This is a genomic window from Micromonospora rosaria, from assembly GCF_001567585.1.
GTDB lineage: Bacteria > Actinomycetota > Actinomycetes > Mycobacteriales > Micromonosporaceae > Micromonospora > Micromonospora rosaria.
Genome location: NZ_LRQV01000141.1, coordinates 1 through 18,052, shown reverse-complemented (window position 1 = coordinate 18,052; position 18,052 = coordinate 1). Strand labels below are relative to the sequence as shown.

The 18,052-nt window shown below is 73.1% G+C and carries 16 protein-coding genes; 8 read left to right on the top strand and 8 right to left on the bottom strand.

All coding sequences use genetic code 11. From position 1 onward, the window contains the following. The first annotated feature begins 77 nt into the window (after positions 1–77). The gene (locus AWW66_RS26845; protein ID WP_067371873.1) at positions 78–1,043 is read left to right on the top strand and encodes a TIGR03885 family FMN-dependent LLM class oxidoreductase; all 966 of its coding nucleotides are present in this window, start codon (positions 78–80) and stop codon (positions 1,041–1,043) included. Between the two features lie 31 nt (positions 1,044–1,074). On the opposite strand, the gene AWW66_RS26840 is transcribed toward AWW66_RS26845, so the two are convergent. Beyond that, on the bottom strand, positions 1,075–1,629 hold the full coding sequence (locus tag AWW66_RS26840; protein WP_067371870.1) for a GNAT family N-acetyltransferase: 555 nt from the start codon (positions 1,627–1,629) through the stop codon (positions 1,075–1,077). A 130-nt stretch (positions 1,630–1,759) separates the two neighbouring features. Here AWW66_RS26840 and AWW66_RS26835 point away from each other — a divergent pair, with 130 nt between their 5' ends. Further along, positions 1,760–3,187 carry an Nramp family divalent metal transporter gene (locus AWW66_RS26835; RefSeq protein WP_067371867.1) on the top strand — a complete coding sequence of 476 codons (1,428 nt, stop codon included), beginning with the start codon at positions 1,760–1,762 and terminating at the stop codon, positions 3,185–3,187. Positions 3,188–3,322: 135 nt separating this feature from the next. Here the strand turns inward: AWW66_RS26835 and AWW66_RS26830 are convergent, their stop codons facing one another. Then, entirely contained in the window at positions 3,323–5,938 is a 2,616-nt protein-coding gene (locus AWW66_RS26830; RefSeq protein ID WP_067371865.1) for a glycoside hydrolase family 9 protein, read from the bottom strand. Between the two features lie 224 nt (positions 5,939–6,162). On the opposite strand from AWW66_RS26830, the gene AWW66_RS26825 reads away from it, so the two are divergent. Beyond that, positions 6,163–6,891 (top strand): PP2C family protein-serine/threonine phosphatase, encoded by a 729-nt coding sequence (locus AWW66_RS26825; protein WP_067371862.1) that lies wholly within the window; start codon positions 6,163–6,165, stop codon positions 6,889–6,891. Between the two features lie 38 nt (positions 6,892–6,929). On the opposite strand, the gene AWW66_RS26820 is transcribed toward AWW66_RS26825, so the two are convergent. Together AWW66_RS26820 and AWW66_RS26815 are read right to left on the bottom strand one after the other, a co-directional pair. Next, positions 6,930–7,595 (bottom strand): GOLPH3/VPS74 family protein, encoded by a 666-nt coding sequence (locus tag AWW66_RS26820; protein ID WP_067371859.1) that lies wholly within the window; start codon positions 7,593–7,595, stop codon positions 6,930–6,932. A gap of 699 nt (positions 7,596–8,294) precedes the next feature. Then, positions 8,295–9,122 (bottom strand): SigB/SigF/SigG family RNA polymerase sigma factor, encoded by an 828-nt coding sequence (locus AWW66_RS26815; RefSeq protein WP_067371856.1) that lies wholly within the window; start codon positions 9,120–9,122, stop codon positions 8,295–8,297. Positions 9,123–9,689: 567 nt separating this feature from the next. Here AWW66_RS26815 and AWW66_RS34030 point away from each other — a divergent pair. Continuing rightward, entirely contained in the window at positions 9,690–9,827 is a 138-nt protein-coding gene (locus tag AWW66_RS34030) for a hypothetical protein (protein ID WP_157527985.1), read from the top strand. A 52-nt stretch (positions 9,828–9,879) separates the two neighbouring features. Here the strand turns inward: AWW66_RS34030 and AWW66_RS26810 are convergent, their stop codons facing one another. From AWW66_RS26810 to AWW66_RS26800, 3 genes are all read right to left on the bottom strand, one after another. Continuing rightward, positions 9,880–10,866 (bottom strand): pirin family protein, encoded by a 987-nt coding sequence (locus tag AWW66_RS26810; RefSeq protein ID WP_067371881.1) that lies wholly within the window; start codon positions 10,864–10,866, stop codon positions 9,880–9,882. 5 nt (positions 10,867–10,871) lie between these two features. Beyond that, positions 10,872–11,354: a MarR family winged helix-turn-helix transcriptional regulator gene (locus AWW66_RS26805; RefSeq protein WP_067371853.1), complete on the bottom strand. Its 483-nt coding sequence runs from the start codon at positions 11,352–11,354 to the stop codon at positions 10,872–10,874. Positions 11,355–11,562: 208 nt separating this feature from the next. Further along, a complete protein-coding gene (locus tag AWW66_RS26800) occupies positions 11,563–12,144 on the bottom strand; it encodes a general stress protein (RefSeq protein ID WP_067371851.1) in 582 nt (193 codons plus the stop codon). 124 nt (positions 12,145–12,268) lie between these two features. On the opposite strand from AWW66_RS26800, the gene AWW66_RS26795 reads away from it, so the two are divergent. Beyond that, positions 12,269–14,086 (top strand): glycoside hydrolase family 15 protein, encoded by a 1,818-nt coding sequence (locus tag AWW66_RS26795; protein WP_067371848.1) that lies wholly within the window; start codon positions 12,269–12,271, stop codon positions 14,084–14,086. Further along, positions 14,083–14,862, top strand: a complete 780-nt coding sequence (locus AWW66_RS26790) for a glucose 1-dehydrogenase (protein WP_067371845.1) — start codon at positions 14,083–14,085, stop codon at positions 14,860–14,862. Before AWW66_RS26795 ends, AWW66_RS26790 begins: the two co-directional genes overlap by 4 nt. A gap of 171 nt (positions 14,863–15,033) precedes the next feature. On the opposite strand, the gene AWW66_RS26785 is transcribed toward AWW66_RS26790, so the two are convergent. Beyond that, positions 15,034–16,419, bottom strand: a complete 1,386-nt coding sequence (locus tag AWW66_RS26785) for a glycoside hydrolase family 6 protein (protein ID WP_067371842.1) — start codon at positions 16,417–16,419, stop codon at positions 15,034–15,036. 146 nt (positions 16,420–16,565) lie between these two features. On the opposite strand from AWW66_RS26785, the gene AWW66_RS26780 reads away from it, so the two are divergent. Beyond that, the gene (locus AWW66_RS26780) at positions 16,566–17,084 is read left to right on the top strand and encodes a metallophosphoesterase family protein (protein ID WP_067371879.1); all 519 of its coding nucleotides are present in this window, start codon (positions 16,566–16,568) and stop codon (positions 17,082–17,084) included. 64 nt (positions 17,085–17,148) lie between these two features. Continuing rightward, a partial coding sequence (locus AWW66_RS26775) for an NAD(P)/FAD-dependent oxidoreductase (protein ID WP_083979006.1) occupies positions 17,149–18,052 on the top strand: 904 nt, incomplete at its 3' end.

The window sequence follows — 18,052 nt, the reverse complement described above, 5'->3', positions numbered from 1 at the left end:
TTTACTACCGAAAGCGTTAACAGGGGGCCCTTCCTTACAGGAATGTGGGGGTGGTGGGGTGGGTACGGAGTGCCGCCATGACGGTGTTCGGGTTCCACGCCTCGCACGAGCAGATCCATCCCCGCGCCCTGCTGGACGCGGTGGTCCACGCCGAGCGGGCCGGCTTCGCCGCCGCCATGTGCTCGGACCACTTCGCGCCCTGGAGCGAGCGGCAGGGGCAGTCCGGGTTCGCCTGGTCCTGGCTGGGCGCCGCGCTCCAGGCGACCGACCTGTCGTTCGGCGTGGTCAACGCTCCGGGGCAGCGGTACCACCCGGCGATCGTCGCCCAGGCGATCGGCACCCTCGCCGCGATGTACCCCGGGCGGTTCTGGGCGGCGCTGGGCAGCGGCGAGAACGCCAACGAGCACGTCACCGGCGAGGTGTGGCCCCGCAAGGAGCTGCGTAACGCCCGGCTGCGCGAGTGCGTCGACGTCATCCGGGCGCTGCTGGCCGGGGAGGAGGTCAGCCACGACGGGCTGGTCCGGGTGGACCGGGCGAAGCTGTGGACCCGGCCGACGGAGCCGCCCGCCCTGGTCGGCGCGGCGACGAGCGTGGCGACCGCCCGCTGGTGCGCCGAGTGGGCGGACGGGCTGATCACGGTGAACGCCCCGGAGGAGCACCTGCGCCGGATGATCGACGCCTATCGGGACGCCGGGGGCCGGGGGCCGCTGCACCTCCAGGTGCACCTGAGCTGGGCGCCCGACCAGCAGGAGGCCGAGGCGCTGGCGTACGACCAGTGGCGCAGCAACGTCTTCGCGCCGCCGGTCTGCTGGGACCTCACCACGCCGGAGCACTTCGACGTGGTGTCGCAGGAGGTGCCGATGCACCGGCTCGCCGAGGTGGTCAACATCTCCGCCGACCTGGGCCGGCACGTCGGCTGGCTGGAGCGGTACGTGGACCTCGGCTTCGACCAGATCGCCCTGCACCACGTGGGGCAGGAGCAGCGCGCGTTCATCGACACGTTCGGCGCGGAGGTGCTGCCGAAACTGCGCCCGACCGGGTGAGCGGCCTTCGTCCGCCGTCGGCCCGCCGACCTCAGCGCGTGGTGGTCCCGGCGGCGGGCAGCCGGCGGACCAGCACCTGCCCCGGCCAGCCGGGGCGGCCGGGGCGGGGCACCACGAAGCGGTCGGTCGCGGTGAAACCCTGCCGTTCGTACCAGCGGACCAGGGCCCGGTCGTCCCCGGCGTAACAGTCCACCCGCAGCAGCCTCACGCCCGCCGCCTGGGCCAGGCCCGCGGCGTGCGCCAGCAACCGGGCCCCGATCCCCAGCCCCGCGTACGCCCGGTCGGTGACCAGCAGGTTCACGTACAACTCCGGCTCGGTGGCCGGCGGCACGTGCTCGGTCGCCGCGCCGACGACCAAGGCGCCGACCGGGTGCTCGCCGAAGCGGGCCAGGTGCAGCCCGTTCCCGCCGGTCCACTGTCGCACCTGCGCGAGCCGGCGGGGGTCGGTCGAGGCCGGCGCGCTGCCCCACTGGCTGCTGCGCCCCTGCGCCACCAGCCAGGCGGTGGCGGCGTCGAGCAGGCGCAGCACGGTGCCGGCGTCCCCCGCCCCGCCGGGGGAGATGGTGATGGTCTGGCCAGCCGTCATCCGCTGATCCTGCCACCGGGGTCCGGCCCCTGCTGCCCCATCGGGTGGCCGGGCGGGTGCCGGAGGATGTTTCGTCATCGATGGGTCTCGGGTAGCCAGGGGCACACCCCACCCCCGCTGGAGGTCCCCGATGACGCCGACCGCCGCCGACCGGTTCCCCACCCGACACCTGCCCGGGGTCACCGTCCGGGACCTGCCACCACCACCCCGCTCGGCCTGGCGGATCCTCGGTCCCGGCGTGATCGCCGCCGGGGTCGGGCTCGCCTCGGGTGAGTTCATCCTCTACCCGTACATCGCCTCCCAGGTGGGGCTGGTCTTCCTCTGGGCCGCGGCGGTCGGCATCGTCACCCAGTGGTTCCTGAACATGGAGATCGAGCGGTACACGCTGGCCACCGGGGAGACCGCGCTGACCGGGTTCTCCCGGTTCTGGCGGCACTGGGGCCTGGTCTTCGCGGTGATGGTGTACTTCGCCAACCTCTGGCCCGGCTGGGCGTCCAGCTCGGCGACCATGGTGACCTACCTGGTCGGCGGGGACGTCACCTGGATCGCCGTCGGCCTGCTGCTGGTGATCGGCGCGACCCTCACCCTCGCCCCGGTGGTGTACCGGGCGCTGGAGCGCGTCGAGTTCGTCAAGGTCGGCCTGGTGGTGCTCTTCGTCCTGGTCGCGGTGGTCTTCGCGATCTCCGTGGACACCTGGGGGGAACTGCCCCGGGCGGTCACCGCGCCGGACTTCCCCGCCGAACTGGGCTTCGCGCTGATGCTCTCCGCCCTGGTCTTCGCCGGTGCCGGCGGTGGCCAGAACCTGGTCCAGTCCAACTGGATCCGGGACAAGGGCTACGGCATGGGGGCGTACGTCCCGCGCCTGGTCAGCCCGGTCACCGGCCGGGAGGAGGCGGCCCCGGCCGGGGCGGGCTTCGTCTTCGAGCCCACCGAGGAGAACCTCGGCCGGTGGCGGCGCTGGTGGCGACTGGCCAACCAGGAGCAACTGGTCACCTTCGTGCTGATCTCCTTCGTCACCATCACGCTGATGTCGATGCTGGCCTACTCCACCGTGTACGGGGTGCCCGGCCTGGCCAACAGCGTCTCCTTCCTGGAGGTCGAGGGGAACCGCCTGAAGGAACTCGTCGGGCCCTGGTTCGGCACCCTGTTCTGGCTGATCGGCGCGCTGTCGCTGTTCGCCGCCGCGATGGGCATCGTCGACTACACCAGCCGGCTCGCCGCCGACGTGCTGAAGACCTCGTACCTGCGCCGCGCCTCGGAGAGCCGGATCTACTTCGCCCTGGTCTGGGGGCTGGTCGGGCTCGGCTGCGCGATCCTGCTGGCCGGGCTGAGCCAGCCGCTACCGCTGCTGGTCATCTCCGCCTGCGTCGGCGGCCTGATGATGTTCGTGTACTCGATCCTGCTGCTGGTGCTCAACCGGCGGGTACTGCCGGAGCAGATCCGCCCCCGCCACTACCGGGTGGCCGCGCTGATCTGGGCGGTCCTGCTCTTCGGCGTCTTCTCCGCGCTGACCATCTGGCAGCAGGGCGGCGAACTACTGGAGTGGCTCACCCGCTGACGACCGCGCCCGGACCGGTCGACGGTGCCGACGGGGCCGGGGCGTCGACGGGGCCGGGGCGTCGGCCGTCGCCCGGAACGAGGGTGCCGCCTGCCCGGGGGACGGGCAGGCGGCACCGGTTCGTGCGGGCGGAGGTCAGGAACAGGCCGCCCCGTTGAGGGTGATCAGGCCCGGCGCCGGGTTGGCGCCGCCACCGGTGAGGGCGTTGAACCCGAAGGTCACCGTCCCGCCGGGGGCGATCCGGGCGTTGTACGACTCGTTCTTCGCGGTCACCGTCGCGCCGCTCTGGCTGGTCTTGGCCAGCCACGCCTCGCGCAGCTTCTGGTCACCGGTGAAGGCGAACCGGGCGGTCCAGCCGTCCACCGTCGTGCTGCCGGTGTTGCGGATGGTCACCTGGCCGGTGAACCCGCCGCCGCCCTGCCAGGTGCCGTAGTTGACGTACTCGGCGGTGCAGCGGGAGGCGGCCGGGGCCGGGGCGTCGTCCTGGTCGGCGAGGAAGGACGCGATCCAGGTCAGCGCCGAGTTCCAGTTGATCGCCACCTCGTTCGTCGAGTACGAGTCGATGTGGTCGACGAAGCAGAACTGCGGCTTGCAGTCCGGGATGAGCTGGGCCACGTACGGGTCCTGGAGGGCGGCGTTGGCCCCACCGGCGAGGGAGCCGGCGGGCGGGTTCGGCGAGTTGGGGTCCTTCTGGTTGCCGAAGAGCCGGCTGTGCTGGTTCTTGGCGTGCTGCTCGCCGTACCCGGTGACGTAGGACATGTTCAGGGCGTTGCGGCCGAAGATGTAGTCCATCGTCTGCACCGCGCCGTCGCGGTACTTCGCCGCGCCGGTCAGGTCGAAGGCGGTGGCCAGCACGACCGCGTTGTTGATGATGTTGCCGTTGCCGCCCCAGAAGTAGCTGCCCGGGTCACCCGGCATCGGCAGGCCGTACGCCTGGTCGCCGATCTCGGCGAGGTACCGGTCGGCGGCGGCGGTCACCGAGGCCCGCAGGCGGGTGCGCTCGGCGGCCGGCAGGCCGCTGGGCACGGTGGCCAGGTCCAGCCGGCCCAGCGCGGCCACGCCCTGCCAGCTGAAGCCACGCACGTCGAAGACGTCCCCGGTGTGGTGCGGGGAGGCGGTCAGGTCGGTCAGGTACTTCTGCTCGCCGGTGGTCAGGTACAGCTCCGCGGCGGCCCAGTAGAACTCGTCGGTGACGGTGGTGTCGTCGTACGCGCCGCCGCCGTTGGAGTCGGTGGGGCTGGCGTACCGGGCCGGGTTGGCCTTCGCCGCCGCGTAGGCGGTCTTCGCGGCGGTGCCGCAGCGGGTGGCGAACGCCGCGTCGTACGGGGCGAACAGCCGGGCGCACTGGGCGGCCACGGCGGCCAGGTTGAGGGTGGCGGCGGTCGACGGCGGGTGCAGCTCCCGCAGCTCCGGGTCGGCGGCCGGGTCCAGCGGCAGGCCGGTCCAGTTCCGGTCGTGGATCTTGTGGTGGGCCATGCCGGCGAGCGGCTTGCCGGCCGGGACCTGCATCCGCAGCAGGAACTCCAGCTCCCAGCGCGCCTCGTCGAGGATGTCCGGCACCCCGTTGTCCCGCTCGGGCACCCGCAGCGTGCTGTCGCCCAGGGCCGCCCCGCCGTCGGCGGTGGGGGCGGTCTTGGTCCGCTCGAAGGTGCTCAGGAGCTGGTACGTGGCCAGGCCCCCGTTGACGACGTACTTGCCGTGGTCGCCGGCGTCGTACCAGCCGCCGCGCACGTCCAGCCGGTAGTCGCAGACCCCGGGCTGGCAGGGTACGTCGATGTCGCCCTGGTTGGGGGCGACCCCGAGGTGGCCGGCGGGGCGGGCGTACTCCTCGCCGATCAGGTCACCGTCGATGGCGATGCCGCTGCGCTGGGCGTAGAAGAACTGCACCGCGTCCGAGCGGAGCTGCTGGTAGATCGTGCCGGAGATGTCGAACGGGTGGCTGGTCTCCCCGTCGGCGACCAGGGTCAGCCCGGTGCCCGCCGTGCGGTAGGCGGAGAAGTCGACGCTGTGCACGTTCTGGCCGGACGCCTCGTCGACCCCGCGCGGGGTGCTCTGGCCGCTGGCCACCACCGCCCCGCTGGCGGACCTGAGCTGCCAGGGCAGCGCCGTGGTGGACTCCGTGACGATGGTGGCGTTCTTCGGGCCGCCGGGCAGGTAGCCCACCTGGTTCACCCGGACCCGGGGGCCGGTGTCCGGCACGTACGGCTCCGGGGGCTCGCCGCCGCGCAGCGAGACGTTGTCCAGGCAGAAGGTCTGCTCCTGGGCGCTGCCGCCGACCTGGAAGATGAGCTGGGCGGAGGGGTTGCCCTCGGTGAGGGTGAAGGTCTGCTCCACCCGGGCCGGGGTGCTGCCGGCGGTCCCGTCCACGGTGGCGTACGCGGTGTACGGGGGGCCGCCGAGCTGGAGGACCGCCCGGACGTCGGAGCCCGGGGTGGCCGAGATGTCGAAGCCGAGGGTGTACTCGGCCCCGGCGAGCAGCGGGATGCCCTCCTGGCCGATCCCGGCGTCCCAGGGGTTGGCCAGGCCACCGGCCACGGTGGTGCAGAGCCGCCCGTCGGTCACCGCCAGCGGGCCGGTGCCGAAGGAGAACCAGGGGCTGACCCCTTCGCTGAAGTCACCGTTGCGGACCTGTTCGGGAGCCTCCTCACCCGGCTCGGCGTGGGCCACGGTGGCGGAGGCGCCGGTGAGGGCCAGGGTGGTCGCCACGGCCAGCAGCGCGAGGCGGCGTCGGCGGCGTCGGGATGACGTCACGGGAGTCCTTCCGGGGTGGGGGTGTGGTGGGGGAACACCTGGGAGCGCTCCCAGGTGTCGGCTCGATATTTCCAGCAGGTGACCGCCCTGTCAATTGACGGCACTGGATGAGCAGCGGTATCGGCATTCTCCTGCGGTTACGGGTAGTGAGATTCGCCGCGCCACGCGGCATCGTCGTGATCTCCTAGAGACAACTGCGCCCTTCGCCTGGCAGGCTGCCTCCCATGACCCTGAAGCTGCGTTCCGTCGGGGCGAGCGACCGTGGGCTGATCCGCAGCGGCAACCAGGATGCCCTCCACGCCGGCACCTGGCTCGTCGCCGTGGCCGACGGCATGGGCGGGATGGCCGCCGGTGATCTCGCCAGCACGATCGCCATCGACGCGGTCGGCCCCCTGGACGTGGAGACACCGGAGGACGGTCTGGTGGCCGCCCTGCAAGGTGGGATCGACCTGGCGACCGCGCGGATCCGGCAGGCGGTCGCCGAGGACTCGGACCGCCGCGGGATGGGCACCACGCTCACCGCGTTGCTCTTCGCCCGTACCGGGAGCTGCCTGGCCCTGGCGCACATCGGTGACTCCCGGGCGTACCTGCTGCGGGAGGGGGTGCTCAAGCAGATCACCCGGGACGACACCTTCGTGCAGATGCTCGTCGACCAGGGGGTGATCAGCCCGGACGAGGCCAGCAGCCACCCCCGCCGGGCCGTGGTCACCCAGGCGTTGCAGGGCGAGGAGGTCTCCCCGACCTACGCCACCATGGTGCCCTGGGCCGGCGACCGCTGGCTGCTGTGCAGCGACGGGCTGTCCAACGTGGTCCGCCCGGACACCCTCGCCGAGGTCCTCGCCGGGCACCCCGACCGGGGCGAGTGCGCCCAGCGCCTGATCGATCTCGCGTTGCGGGCCGGCGGGCCGGACAACATCACCGTCATCGTCGCGGACGTCGTCGTCGACGGGTGAGGCCCCGGGGCGGCGGGGCCGCCCGTGGGGCGCCCGGGTCAGCGGCGGGCCGGCAGCGCGGTGGTGCTGGCGCCCGCGTCGACCGCGGCGAGCAGCGACTGGAGCGCGGCCGGGAGATCCTGCCGGCTGCGGGTGATCCGTTCGGGCACGGCCCGGTCGACCAGCATGAGCACCTTGGTGAGGTTGGCCGCCCGGATCAGCGCGGCCAGGGTCGCGGTGCCGGTGTCCAGCGGCCGGTAGGTCTGTTGCAGGCTGGCGGCGAGCCGCACCCGGGGCGCGGCCACCAGGTTCGGGTTGACCCCCGGCCAGCGGACCGAGGCGCGCAGGGTCAGCCCCCGGCTCTCCACCCGGCGGACCCAGCCCGCGCTGGCGAGCCGGCCGCCGACCCGTTCCCGGATCTGCATTTCGTCGCGGAGAAAGGCCAGCCACAGTCGGGCGGAGTGCCCGCTGCCCCGCCGCAGGATCTCGCTGAGGACCTGGTCGGTCAGCGGCTCGTCGCGCGGCTGGTGGTCCAGGGGGACCACCGCGCCGTTGTCCACCGAGAGTCGGCCGTCGAGGACCAGCTCGGCCAGGATCGCGCCGGCGAGCGCGGTGTCGAAATTGCCGGCGGCGGCCAGCGGTTTGCCGGTGAAGTCGTCGTGTCCGATAAGGAAGAGTTCATCGGCGAGGCGCACCACCGGCGAGCCGTCATTGGCATTTGTCATCCTCAGCCTTTCCGAGGGAATAAGCATAGGGTGCTGTGGCCGACAACGGATCGTACGGGAAGATCACTCATGGTTCAACCATGTTGATCGAGCGTGACGAAGGCGTGGGGTAATGCCCCGTGATGCCCTTTTTATTGGTCACCCTGAGGGAGAATGCCGGTGTATTGCCGGGCGCTGCTGAACAGCGTGTCCGCACCGGCCAAGCGGGCGGGCGGCCGTGTCCGGCGGGGCGGCGGGGGATCGGTGGCACTCTTTCCCCGACGTCGCCGGGCACGCTGCCGCCGACCGATTCGGGGGGTCGGGTACGGGATCGACGGAAACGTCGGTGCGGCACTTTCCTGCGCCGTGCACGCAACGGCGCGGTGACTTTCTCCGGACCGGTCGGGTGGTGGCGGGCATCTATCCGGCCGACGCCGACGCGGTCACTCCCACCGGGGCGACGGAATCGTGGCCGGCGGTCGTCGACGCACGCTTCCCGTCACGCGGGTGGTGGCTCGGAATTCAGCGCGGTCGTTTCCCGCATTCCGGCGTCGTGGTCGTCGCGCCGTGGGGGCGGCCGGTGACCGACGCCAGATGGCCCGGCCGTCGGTCTCCACCGGGCTGGGCCCGGACGTACGACGGCGGGCCGGGTCGCCGTTGACCCGGCCCGCCGTCGAGCCTGCCCGGCGCCTGCCCCTCGGGGCGGGCCGGACGAGCGTGTCAGTACGTGCCGTCGAGCTGCCCGCGCAGCTTGGTGAGGGCCCGGGCGAGCAGCCGGGACACGTGCATCTGCGAGACCCCGATCTGCTCGGCGATCTGCGACTGGGTCAGGTTGCCGTAGAAGCGCAGGGTCAGGATCTTCTGCTCGCGCTCGTCCAGGGTGGCCAGCGCCGGGCCGAGCGCGACCCGCAGCTCGGCCAGCTCGAACTCGTTGTCCTCGCCGCCGAGCATGTCGCCCAGCTCGGTGGCCCGGTCACCGTCGCCGGTCGGGGTGGACAGCGACACCGCGTTGTACGCGCGGGCGCCCTCCAGGCCCTCCAGCACCTCCTCCTCGGTGAGCTTGAGGTGGGCGGCGATGTCGGCGACCGTCGGGGACCGGCCCAGCGTCTGCAGCAGCGAGCTGTTGGCGTCGGAGATGGCCAGCCGCAGCTCCTGGAGCCGGCGCGGGACCCGGATGTCCCAGGTGCGGTCCCGGAAGTGCCGCTTGAGCTCACCGATGATGGTGGGGATGGCGTACCCGGCGAAGTCCACGCCCCGGGTGGGGTCGAACTTGTCGATGGCCTTGATCAGCCCGACGGCGGCGGTCTGCGCCAGGTCGTCGGTCGGCTCGCCGCGCCCGCTGTAGCGGTGGGCGAGGTGGTTGGCCAGCGGCAGCCAGGCCTCGATGGCCCGGTCCCGCAGCGCGGCCCGGGACGGGTGGTTCGCCGGCAGCGCGGCCATCGCGTTGAGGAGGTCGGTCGCGCTGTCGGTGAGCGCCCGAGGGTCGAGCTTCTCGGCGGGTGCAGCGGCAGCCCGGGTCGCCTCTTCGGTGATCGTTGACGCGGTCATGGTGGTCCTCCCTGCACCTCGTCCGCGGATGAAAGACGTGACGCATCGGTTCAGCTTCAGATGTCCGTTCGGATGTCACCTTAGCCTGATCAGCTAGCCAAAATCTAGCCGAAAGGACGATGTACTTAGGTGATTTTGAGTCATGAGACCCCCAAAGAGGGACAAAATGGCTCATTTGCCTACCAGCTACCGGCCCGTCCGGGGGCCGCTCGGAGCGGGACGACCGGCCCGGCCGGACGCTGGCGGACACTCCGGTGTGGGTCCGGTGGACGGCGGCGGTCGCGGGGCGGAGGTGTGGGGCCGCCGCTGACCGTTCGGTCACTCGTGAACCGTGGGCCCGGTGAGGGTTTCCGCTGCTCCAGACGGGTAACTCTGAGGCCGGGTTGGCGCGTCCGGCTGCGGAGGAAGCAGCCCGCGCCGGTACGTCCAGCCTCGGCGAGGTCGACACCGTCCACACGGTGGGACCCCCCGTCGTGGGCCCGCACCCCGGCCGGCGTCCCGAACGCCGGTGGGTGCCTCGCGCGCGGCGGACGACGGACCTGACGCGACAACCGAGGAGGCCACAGGATGCCCATCGAGATGCCCGCCGAGACGACACACGGGACCGAGCACCGCGAGCCGGCGGTGGAGGGTGAACGGGGCGCGCTGGTCGCGGTGTTGCTCATGGTGATCCTGGGGGTGGCCGGGATCTTCGCGGTCTCCTGACCCGCCGACGGGCGTCCCGGAGCTCCGGGACGCCCGTCGTGCGGGGTCGGGGTCAGGGGCGCCCGGCCTGACCGCCGGTGTGCGGCAGCCGCTCGGTGGGGATCACCCCGAGCCGGCCGGCCTGGAAGTCCTCGACCGCCTGGACCAGCTCCGCGCGGGTGTTCATCACGAACGGACCGTAGTGCGCCACCGGCTCCCGGATCGGCTGGCCGCCCATGATGTAGAGGTCCAGCGCCGGGGTGTTGCCGTCCTGCTGGCGGTCCGCGGTGACCCGGATCGCGTCACCCGGGCCGTGCACGGCGAGCTGCCCGGTGTGCACCGGCCGCCGGTCGGTGCCGACCGTGCCCCGACCGCCCAGCACGTAGACCAGCGCGTTGAAGTCCGGCCGCCAGGGCAGGCTCAGCTCCGCGCCGGGCTGGAGCGTGACGTGGGCGATGGTGATCGGGGTGTGGGTCGACCCCGGGCCCTGGTGCCCGGCGACCGCGCCGGCGATCACCCGGATCAGCGCGCCACCGTCGGGCGTGGTGAGCAGCGCCGACTCCGAGCCCCGGATGTCCTGGTACTTCGGCTGGCTCATCTTGGCCACCCGGGGCAGGTTCACCCAGAGCTGGAGGCCGTGGAAGAGGCCGCCACTGGTCACCAGGTGCTCCGGCGGCGCCTCGATGTGCAGCAGGCCACTGCCGGCCGTCATCCACTGGGTGTCGCCGTTGGTGATGGTGCCGCCACCGCCGGTCGAGTCCTGGTGGTCCATGATCCCGTCGATCATGTACGTGACGGTCTCGAAACCCCGGTGCGGGTGCCAGGCGGTGCCCTTCGGCTCGCCGGGGGCGTAGTCCACCTCACCCATCTGGTCCAGGTGGATGAACGGGTCCAGCTCGGTCATCGGCACGCCGGCGAAGGCCCGGCGGACCGGGAAACCCTCGCCCTCGTACCCGCTGGGGGCGGTGACCAGCCGGCGCACCGGCCGGTAGGTGGTCGACTCGGAAAGCTTCGGCAGGCGGGGCAGGACGAGGACGTCGTCGACGGTGACAGCGGGCATCGTGATCACTCCTGACGTGAGGTGGTCGACGCGTCGCGGGCGGCGCGCAGGCGGGTGCCGAGTCGGGTGAAGACCCGGGTGAGGCAGGCGACCTCGGCGTCGTCGAGGTCGTCCATCAGGTGGTGCCGTACCGAGGCGAGGTGGTGCGGGGCGGCCTCGCGCAGGGCCAGCAGGCCGGTGGCGGTGAGCACCGCCTCGCTGCCCCGCCGGTCGCCCGGACAGGACTCCCGGGCGACCAGGCCACGGCGCTGCATGGTCGAAATCTGGTAGGTCAGCCGGCTGGGGGAGAAGACCAGTCGGCTGGCCAGCTCGCCCATCCGCAGCCGTTGACCGGGCGCCTCGGAGAGCAGGACCAGCACGTGGTAGTCGGCGAAGCTCAGCTCGCTCGCCGCGCGCAGGTCGTCCTCCAGCTGGGTGAACAGCCGCTGGCTGGTTTCGATGTACGCCCGCCAGGCGGCCATCCGCTCGGGGCTCAGGCTCTCGGTCACGGGCCCAACAGTAGCACTCTTTCAAATTTTGACAACCCTTGTGTAGCGCTGGTGAGCTGGGCCACCGGGGCGTGTCGGGGAATATAGTTGGACTTTGAAGTAAAGGGTTGACGGGCCGTCGGGACGGAGTCGGCCGCGACGCCGGCAGGGGACCCCGGGTGCTCCGGGATCCCCTGCCGGCGGTGCGCTGTCGGGCCGGTCCGGCCGGTCAGCCGGTGGCGTGGGTCGGCACGTGCAACCGGCCCAGCAACTGCCGGGCCTGATCGGCCACCTGCGCGTCCACCGTGACCGCGTACTGGGCCGCCCGCAACGAACTGGCCGAGGTGAAGTCGCGTCGTCCACCGGACATCGCGTGCGCGATGGCCCCGAAGACGGCGCCCCAGATCGCGCCGATCACCAGGCCGGCCAGGATCACCGCCAGCCAGTTGCCGACCGTGAAGATCCCGAAGAGCAGACCGATGAACAGGCCGAACCAGGCGCCGGTGCCGGCGCCGAGCAGCGCGGCCCGTGCGGTGGTCAACCGGCCGAGCACCGTCTCCACCAGGGTGAGGTTCGTCCCCACGATGGCGGTGTGCTCCACCGGGAACCGGTTGTCGGCCAGGAAGTCCACCAGCCGCTGGGCGGACGGGTAGTCCGGGTACGTACCGATCGTCACGGCCGCCGGGCCGAGGGCGGGGCCGTGCCCGTCGCCGCTGGGCGCGCCGACCCTTCCGGCCGGCCCGGACGGAAGGGTGGCGCCGCCGGGCACCCCGGGCTGCCAGGCCGCTGATGGTGTCGAGGGACTGGTCATGAGGATCCTCCTTCGTCGCCCGGCCGCGTTCCCGCCGTGCCGGAGCGGCTAACGCCGCCGGCCGGTCCGATGTCGCCGGGCCGGGCCGGGAATGCTGCTGGCCCGGCCCGGGTAGGCAGCCGGCGTGCAGAGCGGACGGATCAGCGAACACGGCTTCCTCGCCGACGGGCGCAGCGCGGCGCTGGTCGACCGGAACGGGTCGGTGAACTGGTGGTGCCCGGAACGGTTCGACGCGCCGTCGGTCTTCGGCCGGCTCCTCGACGACGACGCGGGCCACTGGTCGATCCAGCCGGTGGGGGAGTTCCGGGTGGACCGGTCCTACCTGGACGACAGTCTCGTCCTGCGGACCGTCTTCACCACCCCCGGCGGGTCGGTGTCGGTCACCGACGCCCTCGCGCTCGGACCCGACGAGCGCGGGCACGAGATCGGCCGGCGCTCGCCCGGCATCCTCGCCCGGGTGGTCGAGGGCATCTCCGGCGAGGTGCCGATGCGGCTGTGCTACCGGCCCCGCTTCGAGTACGGCCGGGTGACCGCGTACCTGGTCGGGCGGGGGGACGCCGTGGAGGCCACGGCGGGCGCGGCCCGGCTGCGGCTGTGCGGCGACACCCCGGTGAGCTGCGGCGACGGGGAGGCCACCAGCCGGTTCACGGTGCGCGCCGGGGAGCGCGTCGGGTTCACCCTCGGGTACGCCCCGACGTACGACGGCGGGCCGCCGGCCACCCCCGACGCGGCCGGGGTGGTGGCGAACGCGCTGGCCGGCTGGCGGTCCTGGGCCGGGCTGCACGACTACCAGGGTCGCTACCGCGACCAGGTCCGGCGCAGCGCGATGGTGGTGCAGGGCATGACGTACCAGCCCAGCGGGGCGGTCGTGGCGGCGGCCACCACCTCGTTGCCCGAGCAGCTCGGTGGGGACCGCAACTACGACTACCGGTTTGTCTGGGTCCGCGACTTCAGCCTCACCCTCCAGGCGCTCTGGCGGGCGGCCTGCCCCGACGAGGCGAACCGCCAGTTCGCCTGGGTGGCGCGGGCGATGGGGATGATCGGCGACCGGCCCGCACCGATCATGTACGGCGTGCAGGGCGAGCGGGACCTCACCGAGCACCGCCTCGACCACCTCGCCGGGTACGCCGGCAGCCGGCCGGTCCTCGTCGGCAACGACGCCTGGCGGCAGCGGCAGACCGACGTGCTCGGCGAGGTGCTCGACGCGGCCTGGCTGATGCGGCACTACCTGGACCCGATGGTCCCCGAGGTCCGGGACCTGCTGCGGGCGCTGGCCAACCAGGCGGCCGAGGTCTGGCGGCTGCCGGACGCCGGGATGTGGGAGGCACGCGACGCGGACCGGCACTACCTGTCGTCGAAGGTGCAGTGCTGGACGGCGCTGGACCGGGCGGTGCGCTTCGGCGCCCGGATCGGGGACCCCGCCGACGTGGCCCGCTGGGCCGCAGCCCGCGACGAGGTCCGGGGCGCGGTGCTGCGCCGGGGCTGGAACGAGGGGCTGGGCGCGTACACCGGGGCCTTCGACTCGGCCGAGTTGGACGCCTCGGTGCTGCTCATGCCGCTGGTGGGTTTCCTGCCGGCCGGCGACGAGCGGATGCGCGCCACGATGGCGGTGATCCAGCGGCGGCTCTGCGCCGACGGGCTGGTCCGGCGCTGGGACGGCGACCCGGCCGGCTTCGTCATCTGTTCGTTCTGGCTGGCGGGCTGCCTGGCGCTGGCCGGGGAGGCCGGCCCGGCCACCGACCTCTTCGAGCGGGTGGCCGCCCGCACCAACGACCTCGGTCTGTTCGCCGAGCAGATCGACCCGGCCACCGGGGAACAACTCGGCAACTTCCCGCAGGCGTTCTCCCACATCGGGCTGATCAACGCGGCGGGCCACCTCACCGAGGCCGAGGAGCAGCCCGCGCCGACCGGTGCGGGCCACAGGGAAGGAGCACGCGGATGACCGGACGGCTGACCGGGAAGACGGCCCTGATCACTGGTTCGGACTCCGGGATCGGGCAGGCGACCGCGATCGAGTTCGGCCGCGAGGGCGCCGACGTGGTGGTGCACTACCTGCACGACCGCGACGGCGCGGAGCACACCCGGGAGCAGGTCGCCGACGCCGGGCGACGGGCCGTGGTGGTGCAGGCCGACATCAGCGACGAGGGCGAGGTCGAGGCGATGTTCGACGCCGCGCTGGCCGAGTTCGGCACCCTCGACGTGCTGATGAACGACGCCGGGGTGGACGCCTCGGGTATCCCCGTGGCCGACCTGGACACCGAGACCTGGGACCGGGCGATCCGGACCAACGTGTACGGGGCGTTCTTCTGCTCCCGCCGGTTCGTCCGGCACCGCCGCGACGAGGGCGGCCGGGGGAAGATCATCAACATCACCTCGATCCACCAGGAGGTGGCCCGTGCCGGCGGCTCCGACTACGACACCAGCAAGGGCGCGCTGCTGGAGTTCGCCAAGAGCCTGGCCCTGGAGGTCGCCCCGATGAAGATGAACGTCAACAACATCGGGCCCGGGATGGTGCTCACGCCGTTCAACCAGAAGGCCATCGACGACCCGTCGTACCTGGAGGAGCAGGTGCAGAGCATCCCCTGGAAGCGGGCCGCCGAACCGGCGGAGATCGGCAAGCTGGCCGTCTTCCTGGCCAGCGACGACGCCGACTACGTCACCGGGTCGACGTACTTCATGGACGGCGGGCTGATGCAGAACCAGGGTCAGGGCGCCTGACCCGGCACCGGCGCGGCACTGGTCCCACGTCCCGCGCCGGTCCACGTGCCGCGCCGCGCCGTCCCCGGCGCGGCGCGGGGCCCGGTACCCGTCGGTCGGGGGCGTCCCACCGACGGGTACCGGGCCGGGGTCCCCCCGCCGTGCCGGGCGGGTGGCGGGGGACCGGGCGGGTCAGGAACAGGCCGTGCCGTTGAGAATGAAGGCGGTCGGGGTGGGCAGGCTGCTGCCGGAGAAGGTGCCCTGCAGGCCCACGGAGGCCGTGGCCCCGGTGCCGAGGGTGCCGTTCCAGGCCGTGTTGCGCACGCTGATCTGGTCCCCGGACTGGCTCCACTCACCGTTCCAGCCGTTGCTCAGGCGCACCCCGGAGGCGACCTGGAAGGTGAGGGTCCACCCGTTCAGGGCCGCCGCCCGGTTGGTGACCTTCAGTTCGGCGGTGAAGCCCCCGGTCCAGGTGTTGGGGGTCCAGGTCACCGCGCAGCCACCACCGGTCGGGGGCGTGGTCGGCGGGGTCGTCGGCGGCGTGGTGGGGGGCGTCGTCGGCGGGGTGGTCGGGGGCGTCGTCGGTGGGGTCGTCGGCGGCGTGGTCACCGGCCCGGCCGCGATGGCCAGGTCGTAGGCCCGCTGCGGGACGAACTGCCCGGCGGCGGCGATGCAGCCGTCGGCCTCACCGGGCAGCTTGATCCAGAGCAGCGCGGCGATCGCGGAGTCCCCGGTGTTGGTGGTGCTGGGGGTGCCGATCGCCCGGCCGGGCGGGTCGCACCACTCCGATCCGGCGGGACCGTTGCCGTTGCGGCTGGTGTCGATCACGGCCTTCAAGCCGGGCACCCCGGTGGCCGCGATGACCTGCTTGGACCAGTTGACCGCCTCGGAGGTGGTGCGGTAGTTGGAGACGTTCACCGAGATGCCGTCGGCGCTGGTGCCGATCTCGGCCCCGTTGAGCCGGTTGGCCGCCTCGGCGGGGGAGAGCCAGGCCGAGTGCCCGGCGTCGAAGTAGACCTTGGCCTGGGCGGAGCCGGCCTTGAGCTTCTTGCCGGCGTAGGCCATGGAGGCGCGGGTCTCGGCCTGCTGGGAGGCGTTCTGGCAGCTCGTCATCAGGGGGAGCACGTCGGGCTCCAGGATGATGGTGGCGGGACGGCCGGCGAGCCCAGCGGCGACCTGGTCCACCCACTGCCGGTAGGCGGTGTGGTTGGGGGCCCCGCCGCTGCTGGCCCCGCTGCAGTCCCGGTTCGGGATGTTGTAGACCACCAGGATCGGGATCTTCCCGGCGGCTGCCGCCGCCCCGACGAAGGAGTCCACCTGTCCCCGGACCGTGCTCGTGTTGGTGGTCGTGTACCAGCGGGCCTGGGGCACGGAGGCGATCCGGTCCCGGATCACGGCCGCCCGGGGGTCGTTGGGGTTCTGGGCCACCCAGCGGGCGGCACCGGTGTCCGGGTCGACGTAGAAGGCCGAGTCGACGGCCGCCGACGCGGGCTGGCTGAGCAGCCCGGTGCCGACCACGCCCGCCAGGGCGACGGCGCCGGCGGCCACCGCCGCCGCCAGTCCTGAACTTCTTCTCATCACTGCTCCTCGCTCATATATCGAAGCTCGCCCTTGGAAGCGCTCCCACGCGATTGCCTGTAAAACTACGGGCAGGTTGCGGCCGTGTGAAGACCTCTGGTGCGACTGGAAGCTTTCGGTCCCGGTCCACGGGCACAATGACCGACATGCGCCTGGTGATCACCGCCGACACCCACCTGCCGACCCGGGCCCGGGACCTGCCGGCCCCCCTCTGGGCGCAGATCGAGGCGGCGGACGTGGTCCTGCACGCCGGGGACTGGGTCCACCTCCCCCTGCTGGAGGCGGTCCAGGCCCGCTCCCGTCGCCTGGTCGGGGTGTACGGCAACAACGACGGCCCGGACCTGCGGGCCCGCCTGCCCGAGGTGGCCCGGGTCGACCTGGCCGGGCTGCGGGTCGCCGTGGTCCACGAGACCGGGCCGCGTACCGGTCGGGAACGGCGCTGCGCCGCCCGCTTCGGCGACGTGGACCTGCTGGTCTTCGGGCACTCCCACATCCCCTGGGACAGCGTCGCCCCGGGCGGCCTGCGGCTGCTCAACCCGGGCTCGCCGACCGACCGTCGGGCCCAGCCGTACGCCACCTACCTCACTGCCGGGGTGGCGGGAGGTCGGCTGGCGGAGGTCCGGCTGCACCGCCTCCCGCCCCGGACCGGCCGTACCCGAACCTGACCACCCGGCGGACGGGCCCCGCGGCCCGTACGATCACCGGGTGCGAGCTGCGGACCGGGGTGGGGTGCTGGTGGCCGGGGCCGGGATCGCCGGGGTGGCCTGCGCCGGGGAACTGCTGCGGGCGGGGGTGCCGGTCGAGCTCCGGGACCGGGCCCGGGTGCCCGGTGGCCGGCTGGCCAGCCGTCGCCTCGACGGCCGGCCGGTGGACCTCGGCGCGGCGTACTTCACCGTCGACGACCCCGACTTCGCCGCCCTGGTCGAGCGGTGGCGGGCGGCCGGGCTCGCCCGCGAGTGGACCGACACCTTCGACGTGTACGGGCCGGACGGCCGGCGGACGGTGACCGGGCCGGTGCGCTGGGCGGCCCCCGGCGGACTGCGCTCGCTCGTCACCGACCTCGCCGACGGGTTGCCGCTCACCGTCGAGCGGCCGGTGCGGGCGGTCCGCCCGGGGCCGACGGTCGACGCCACGCCGTACGCCGGGGTGGCGCTGGCCATGCCGGGCCCGCAGGCCGCCGGGCTGCTCGACCCCGCGCTGGCCGGGCCGGCCCGGGTCGCCGCCGCCCAGCGCTGGTCGCCGGTGCTGGCGGTGGCGCTGCGCTTCCCCGCCCGCCGCTGGCCGGACTTCCACGGCGCGTTCGTCAACGAGCACCCGGTGCTCGCCCTGGTCTGCGACGACGGCGACCGGCGCGGCGACGACGCGCCCGTGCTGGTCGCGCACACCACCGCGGAGTTCGCCGCCGGGCACCTGGCCGCGCCGGAGGCGGCCGGGCCGGCCGTCGTCTCGGCCACCGTGGCGCTGCTCGGCCTGCCCGAGCCGCCCGAGACGGTGTACGTGCACCGGTGGAGCTTCGCCAAGCCGGCCCCCGCGCCGGACGGGACGTACCATCTCGACGACTCCGGGGTGGGCCTGGCCGGGGACGCCTTCGCCGACCGCCCCCGGGTGCAGAGCGCCTGGCGCTCCGGGCGGG